Annotated in this window: 4 protein-coding genes and 1 pseudogene; 3 read left to right on the forward strand and 2 right to left on the reverse strand. The window is 68.8% G+C overall.

All coding sequences use genetic code 11. The annotated features are described in order from the left end of the window. The first annotated feature begins 103 nt into the window (after positions 1 to 103). The 3 genes from Q0716_RS00905 to rssA are packed head-to-tail and all read left to right on the forward strand — an operon-like array spanning position 104 to position 2,444. Positions 104 to 808, forward strand: coding sequence for a CoA transferase subunit A (locus Q0716_RS00905; RefSeq protein ID WP_299018685.1), 705 nt, complete (start codon positions 104 to 106; stop codon positions 806 to 808). Between the two features lie 11 nt (positions 809 to 819). Then, positions 820 to 1,458, forward strand: a complete 639-nt coding sequence (locus Q0716_RS00910) for a CoA transferase subunit B (RefSeq protein ID WP_299018687.1) — start codon at positions 820 to 822, stop codon at positions 1,456 to 1,458. Between the two features lie 5 nt (positions 1,459 to 1,463). After that, on the forward strand, positions 1,464 to 2,444 hold the full coding sequence (gene rssA, locus Q0716_RS00915) for a patatin-like phospholipase RssA (RefSeq protein ID WP_299018691.1): 981 nt from the start codon (positions 1,464 to 1,466) through the stop codon (positions 2,442 to 2,444). Between the two features lie 55 nt (positions 2,445 to 2,499). Here rssA and Q0716_RS00920 read toward each other — a convergent pair whose 3' ends face one another. Then, positions 2,500 to 3,159: an RluA family pseudouridine synthase gene (locus Q0716_RS00920; RefSeq protein ID WP_299018689.1), complete on the reverse strand. Its 660-nt coding sequence runs from the start codon at positions 3,157 to 3,159 to the stop codon at positions 2,500 to 2,502. Beyond that, a pseudogene (locus tag Q0716_RS00925) lies at positions 3,156 to 3,404 on the reverse strand (single-stranded-DNA-specific exonuclease RecJ); the annotation flags it as partial. The pseudogene Q0716_RS00925 and the gene Q0716_RS00920, both read right to left, overlap by 4 nt.

Genomic DNA, 3,404 nt, shown 5'->3' on the forward strand with positions numbered 1-3,404 from the left:
GGGGGGGGGTCACGGCTTGGGGTTGGACCGTAGGCAATCCTACGTACACGATGACGTAGTATCGTACGGTTCTCATCCACTTTATGGACAGGAGCGTGCGAGCATGAACAAGGTTTACCCCAGCGCCGCTGCCGCCCTCGAGGGCGTGGTGGCCGATGGGCAGCTCATCGCGGTCGGCGGCTTTGGCCTGTGCGGCATCCCCGAGGCGCTCATCGACGCGCTGCGCGACAGCGGCGTGAAGAACCTGACGGTCATCTCCAACAACGCGGGCGTCGATGGCTTCGGCCTGGGCAAGCTGCTGGAGACGCGCCAGATCAAGAAGATGATCTCCAGCTACGTGGGCGAGAACAAGGAGTTCGAGCGGCAGTATCTGGCGGGCGAGCTGGAACTCGAGTTCACGCCACAGGGCACGCTGGCCGAGAAGCTGCGCGCCGGTGGCGCGGGCATTCCGGCGTTTTTCACCAAGACCGGGGTGGGCACCATCGTCGCCGAGGGCAAGGAGCACCGCACCTTCAACGGCGAGACGTACATCATGGAGCAGGCGCTGTTTCCGGACGTATCGCTCGTCAAGGCGGACGTGGCCGATTTGGCGGGCAACCTGCGCTTTCGCCGCACGGCGCGCAACTTCAACCCGGCGGTGGCGACGGCGGGCAAAATCTGCATCGTCGAGGTCGAGCGCATCGTGCCCACTGGCGCCATCGACCCGGACGACGTGCACCTGCCCGGCATTTATGTGCACCGCATCGTGCACAACCCCACGCCCGAGAAGCGCATCGAGAAGCGCACCACCCGCGACCGCAAAGTGTGAGGAGCCCGACCATGCCTTGGACCCAAGACCAGATGGCCGCTCGCGCGGCGCAAGAATTGCAAGACGGCTTCTATGTCAACCTCGGCATCGGCATCCCGACGCTGGTGGCCAACCACGTGCCCGACCACATCGAGGTCTGGCTGCAAAGTGAAAACGGCATGCTGGGCATCGGCCCCTTCCCTTACGAGGACGAGGTGGACCCCGACCTGATCAACGCCGGCAAGCAGACGGTGACGTGCATCCCCGGCTCGTCCATCTTCAGCTCGGACCAGAGCTTTGCCATGATTCGCGGGGGCAAGATCAACCTGTCGATCCTGGGTGCGATGCAGGTCACGCACAAGGGCGACCTGGCCAACTGGATGATCCCCGGCAAGATGGTCAAGGGCATGGGCGGCGCCATGGACCTGGTGGCCGGCGTCAAGCGCGTGATCGTGCTCATGGAGCACGTGGCGCGTAAGAAGGACGGCACCGAGGATTTGAAGATCCTGCCCGAGTGCACGCTGCCGCTGACCGGCAAGGGCGTGGTGGATCGGATCATCACCGATCTGGGTGTGATGGACGTCACGCCCGAGGGGCTGAAGCTGGTGGAACTGGCGCCGGGGGTGACGCGCGAGTTCATCCAGAGCAAAACGGGCGTGCCGCTGCTGTGACCGCCGTGCCGGCCGACGGCTCGCAAGCCCCGCGTGTGCGTGCCCCCGGGGCCGCCAGCGCCCGTCCCCGCGTCGGGCTGGCGCTGGGCAGCGGCGCCGCCCGCGGCTGGGCGCACATCGGCGTGCTGCGCGTGCTGCAGGAGGCGGGCATCGAGCCCGACATCGTCTGCGGCACCTCCATTGGCGCGCTGGTGGGAGCGGCGTACGCGGCGGGCGAGTTGGACCGCCTCGAGCCCTGGGTGCGCTCGCTGGGCTGGCAGCAGGTGGTGGGCCTGATCGACCTCAAGCTGGGCGGCGGACTGATCGAGGGCGGCAAGCTGGTCGCGTTTTTTCGCGAGCGTTTCGTCGATGGCGGCATCGAGGCCTTGCCCAAACCGTTCGGCTGCGTGGCAACCGACCTGGCCACGGGGCGCGAGGTGTGGTTGCAGCAAGGGCCGGTGATCGACGCGGTGCGCGCCTCGATTGCCATCCCAGGGGTATTCACGCCAGCGCGCGCCCAGGGGCGACTGCTGGTGGACGGTGGCCTGGTCAACCCAGTGCCGGTCTCGCTGGCGCGCGCCATGGGCGCCGAGATCATCATCGCCGTGGACCTGAACTGGGACCTGATGCGCCGCCGCCAGCGGGTGGTGGGGCGCGGCCGCAGCCGCGCGCGCGGGCTGCTCGATGGGGTGTGGGGGCGACTGCGCGGACGTTCGGCGGATGATGCCCGCGATGACGAAACAGGCCCCGAGGCGCCTTCGTTGTTGGACGTGATGGTCACCAGCATGAATATCGTGCAGTGGCGCATCACCCAAAGTCGCCTGGCGGGCGAGCCGGCCGACGTCGTCATCCGCCCCATGCTGGCCGACATCGCGGCGATGGATTTTCACCGCGCGGCGCCGGCCATCGGCGCTGGGCGCAAAGCGGCCGAGCAGGCGCTGGGCGCCCTCCGCGAGGCGATCGGTCTTGGTCTCGTGGGGAGCGGCGTCGCCGATCCGTCGCTCTAGCGGTGTGGCGGGCTGGTGCCAGCGTGGTGACGGCGTTGCCCGTGGGCGGAGGGGATCAAAACGGACACGCGCTGCACCATGCCATCCACTGGCCGTGGGCTGGGTGGGGTAGGGCGAGTTCGCTGGCATGCAGCAGCAAGCGCGGCGTGGCGCGCGCGTGCGCAGGTGGGGCGTACAGGGGGTCGCCCAGAATGGGGTGGCCGAGCGCCGCCAGGTGCAGGCGAAGCTGGTGCGAGCGGCCGGTGATCGGCTCGAGCGTAACGCGCGCGGCCCAGGCGGGGCCGTGGCGTTCCGTGCCGCAGAGGCACCAGCGGGTGTGGCTGGGTTTGCCGGTGCGGAAACAAACCTTGCTGCGCGGGCGCCGCGGCCAGTCCACGATCAGGGGCAGGCGGATGTCGCTCCAACCGTCGGGAGCGGTCGGTGGCAGGGGGATGCCGGCCACGACGGCCACGTAGCGTTTGTGCACGCGGCGCGCGGCAAAGGCCATCGACAGCGTGCGTTGCGCGGCTGCCGTGCGCGCCAGCACTATCAGGCCCGAAGTGTCCATGTCGAGCCGATGCACGACGCCCAGCGGCCCCAGGTGGCGCTGCAGCCGGTGCAGCACGCAATCGGCCTTCTCCGGGCCGCGGCCGGGCACCGCCAGCAATCCGGCGGGTTTGTCCACGACCACGAGGTCGTCGTCGATGTGCACGAGCGGGACGCCGTCGAGGATCAAGCGGCCGCTCCCTCGACGACGCAGCGCAGGCGGCGCTGACCCTGCCACTCGTCGGCGACGATCCGGTACGCCAACAGCGCCTGGCGCGGCAGGGGGTCGGTGCGGCCGAACCAGATGCCGTCGATCATGTCACTACCGATGCGCAGTCGCAGCGACAAGTGCCGCTCGCCCACGATGCGCTGACCGAGCACCTCGACCTCTTCGCTGAAGAGCGGCGGGGCAAATCCCTGGCCCCACACTTGGGC

Origin of the sequence: uncultured Tepidimonas sp. (assembly GCF_938045175.1) — a bacterium.
GTDB lineage: Bacteria > Pseudomonadota > Gammaproteobacteria > Burkholderiales > Burkholderiaceae_C > Tepidimonas.

What these genes read in the sequence shown, in the direction of transcription:
- Q0716_RS00905 (WP_299018685.1), top strand. Translation starts at nt 104, where the DNA reads ATGAACAAGGTTTACCCCAGCGCCGCTGCCGCCCTCGAGGGCGTGGTG.
- Q0716_RS00910 (WP_299018687.1), top strand. Translation starts at nt 820, where the DNA reads ATGCCTTGGACCCAAGACCAGATGGCCGCTCGCGCGGCGCAAGAATTG.